2 protein-coding genes and 1 pseudogene are annotated in these 3,744 nt (G+C 74.1%); all 3 read left to right on the forward strand.

Annotated elements, in window-relative coordinates; genetic code table 11:
- The coding region (locus JNW89_RS30655) for an NADH-quinone oxidoreductase subunit N (RefSeq protein ID WP_238451728.1) at positions 1 to 1,277 on the forward strand (1,277 nt) is incomplete at its 5' end.
- Positions 1,278 to 1,564: 287 nt separating this feature from the next.
- On the forward strand, positions 1,565 to 2,443 hold the full coding sequence (gene htpX / locus JNW89_RS30660; RefSeq protein ID WP_238451729.1) for a zinc metalloprotease HtpX: 879 nt from the start codon (positions 1,565 to 1,567) through the stop codon (positions 2,441 to 2,443).
- Between the two features lie 137 nt (positions 2,444 to 2,580).
- Positions 2,581 to 3,744: pseudogene (locus JNW89_RS30665) on the forward strand (MFS transporter); the annotation flags it as partial.

Below are 3,744 nucleotides of genomic sequence, written 5' to 3' on the forward strand. Positions count from 1 at the left end.
TGGACGGCCGGGCGGCCCTGGTCGCCGCCGTCTTCGCCCTGCTCACCCTCGGGGTGCTCGGGCTCTCCGGGCCGCTGCTGCGCGGCGGGTCGACACCGCCGGGGGAGTTCTGCTTCCTGCTCGCCTGCTCGATGACCGGTGGCGTGGTGCTCGGTGCCGCCGGTGACCTGATCACTCTGATCGTCGCGCTGGAGACGCTCACCCTGCCGCTGTACGTGCTGGTCGGGCTGCGTCGGGGCAGCCTGGCCAGCGCCGAGGCGGCGGTCACCTTCTTCGTGGTCAGCGTGGTCGCGACCACGCTGACCCTGCTCGGCGCGGCGCTGCTCTACGCGGTCACCGGCGGGCTGCACCTGGACCGGCTGGGCGCGATTCTCGGCGACCGCCCGGAACTGCTCGACCTGCCGCTGGCCACCGCCGCCGTCGCGCTGGTGGTGCTCGGGCTGGCGTTCAAGGTGGCGGCGGTGCCGTTCCACGCCTGGGCGCCGGCCACCTACGACGGCGCGCCGCTGCCGGTGGCCGCGTACCTCTCCACCGCCTCCAAGCTGGGCGGGGTGGTGGCCCTGCTCGCCGTGGTGCAGCGCGCGCTGCCGGCCGACGTCACCGGCCCGGTGCTCGCCCTGCTCGCGGTGCTGACCATGACGGTCGGCAACCTGGTGGCGCTGCGCCAGCGGCGTACGGTCCGACTGCTCGCCTGGTCGTCGGTGGCCCAGGCCGGCTACATCCTGGCCCCGCTGGGCGCGTTGGCGCTGGCCGCCGGGCGCACCGACGAGGCCCGGGCGGAGGCGTACGCCGCGGCGGTCGCGTACGCGGTGTTCTTCGTGCTGCTGGAGCTGGCGGCCTTCGCGGCGCTGGTGGCGTTGCGCCCAGCCGGCGCGGACGGCGGCACCGTCGACGACCTGCGCGGATCGGCCCGCCGACACCCGTGGGTGGCGGCGGCCCTCGCGCTGGCGCTGATCGGCCTGGCCGGCCTGCCGCCGGGACTGGCCGGTCTCTTCGCCAAGGTCACCGTGGTCCGGTCGCTGCTGACCGGCGGCGCCGGCTGGCTGGCCCTGGTGGTGGCGGTCAACGCGGTGATCGGGCTGGCCTACTACCTGCGCCTCGCCGCCACCCTGTACGCCGGCGACGCCCGGGACGACCGATCCGGCGAGGAAGGCGGGGTGCCGGCCGCCGGCGGCCAGGTGGCCTGGACGGTCACCACCGCGCTGGCCCTGGCCACCGCGCTGGCCGTGGTGGTCGGTTTCGCCCCGCAGCTCGTCCTCGACCTCGCCGCTCGCTGACCCTCTTCTCCTGGCTGCCGGGCCTGGCAGCCCCCACCCCTTTCGCCACCGCCCGCACGGTTTCGACTCCCGCGCGCCCTTGCACGCTGGTCGAGCGGTTTGCGGCGAGCCGCGGTGTCCCGGCCGAGGGATGCCGCGACACGCCGCAGAGCGCGCGAGGCGGCGCTCGCAGCGCGCCCACAGCGATCTCCAGCCAACTCACAGTCATGAGCAGGATGGTTGACGGGTACCGGTGACGTTGGACCGGTCAGCGGGTCCCGCGCGACCCGCGCACCGAAGGAGCGATCGTGCATCACAACCGTCTGAAGACCGCAGCGCTGCTCGGCCTGTTGACCTCGCTGATCCTCGCGGTCGGCTACTGGTTCGGCGGCAGCGGCGGCCTCGTCATCGCCGTCGTCGTTTCGTTGCTGATGAACGGTGTGTCCTACTTCTTCTCGGACAAGCTGGCGCTGCGCTCGATGCGGGCGCAACCGGTCAGCGAGGCCGAATTCCCCGAGCTGTACCGGATGGTCCGTGAGCTGGCCACCGAGGCGCGGCAGCCGATGCCCCGCCTGTACGTCAGCCCGACCTGGCAGCCCAACGCGTTCGCGACCGGGCGCAACCCGGCCCACGCGGCGGTCTGCGTCACGCAGGGCATCACGGAGATCCTGGACTACCGGGAGCTGCGCGGGGTGATCGGTCACGAGCTGTCGCACGTCTACAACCGGGACATCCTCATCTCCAGCGTGGCGGCCGGTTTGGCCGGCATCATCACCGCGCTGGCCAACATCGCCTGGTTCATCCCGCTGGGCGGTGGCGACGACGAGGACGCCCCGAACCCGGCCGTGCTGCTGCTCACCCTGATCGTCGGCCCGATCGCGGCCACCGTGATCCAGCTGGCGATCAGCCGGAGCCGGGAGTTCCAGGCGGACGCCTCCGGCGCCCAGCTCACCCGGGACCCGCTGGCCCTGGCCAGCGCCCTGAAGAAGATCCACATGGGTACCCAGACGCGTCCGCTGCCCGCGCAGGGTCAGCTGACCAGCACCGCCCACCTGATGATCGACAACCCGTTCAAGCGGGGCGGCGGCATCGCCGCGCTCTTCTCCACCCACCCCCGGATGGAGGAGCGGGTCGCCCGACTGGAGCAGTTGGCCGCCAACAGCGGCCCGGTGCAGTTCCAGCGCTGACCCCACCCGACACCTCCGCCCGCGTCCGGTCCGGACGCGGGCGGAGTGGTGTGTCCGGGCACAAACCAGTTCCGTCCGGTCCTGCCCGCCGTTAGGGTCGAAACGTCTCTCACCCATTGCATCCTCGGAGGTCGACCGTGGCCGCACTGCGCCAGTACCTGGGCGTCTGGCGGATCCCCGGCGCGCCGATGCTGCTGATCCTCGGCGTCATCGGCCGGCTCGGGATCGGCATGACCCCGCTGGCGCTGCTGCTCGTCGTCGCGCAGGTGACCGGGCGGTACTCGCTCGCCGCGGTCGCCGGCGGCGTCTACGCCCTCTCCGGTGCCGCCCTCAGCCCCGTCGCCGGCCGGATCGCCGACCGGGTCGGCCCCACCCCCGTGCTGCTGGCCACGTCCGTCGCCCATCCCCTCGCGCTCTTCGGGCTGCTCGGGGCCAGCCGGTCCGGGGCCGGCAACCTGGGCCTGATCTACCTGGCCGCCGGGATCGCCGGTGCGACCTACCCGCCGCTGACCGCCGCGATCCGGGGTGCCTGGAACGACCTCACCGGCCCGAACTCCGGGCGGTACCACCTGCGCAACACCGCGCTGGCCGCCGAGACCTCGCTCTTCGAGGTCGTCTTCGTGCTCGGCCCACTGCTGGTGGCCGGCTTCGTGCTCGTCGCCGACGCCGCTGCCGCGCTGGTCGGCGCTGCCCTGGTCACCCTGGTCGGCACGGCCGCCGTGGCGCTCGGGCGGGTGATGCGCGGCTGGCAGCCGCACCCGCGCGAGCACCACGCCAGGGGCCTCGGCCCGCTGCGGGTGGGCGGCTTCCCCGCGCTGCTGCTCTGCGTCGCCAGCCTCGGCATCGCGTTCGGGGCCGCCGGGGTGATCGTGCCCGCCTTCGCCGGCAACGCCACCGCCGACGACCCGGAGAGCCTCGCCGGCCTGCTGTTGGCCGTCTGGGGCATCGGCAGCGCCGCGGGCGGCCTCTGGTTCGGCGTACGCAAGCCGTCGGCCAACATGACCCGACAGTTCGCCTGGCTGCTCGGCGCGGTGGCCGCCAGCTTCGCCGTCTTCGCGGTGATGCCGGGCCCGGCCGCGCTGGGCGTCGCGCTGGTCCTCGGCGGCGCCACCATCGCGCCCGCGTTGACCCTGGAGAACACCCTGGTCGGGCGGATCGCCCCGGCCGGCATGCTGAACGAGGCGTACACCTGGGTGGTCACCATGTCGGTGGCGGCGAGCGCGCCGGCGGCGCGGTGGCCGGCCTGATCGTGGACCACGCCGGCGGCGTGCCCTGGGCGTTCCTCTTCGCCGGGGCGGCGG

Source organism: Micromonospora sp. 4G55, assembly GCF_016803375.1.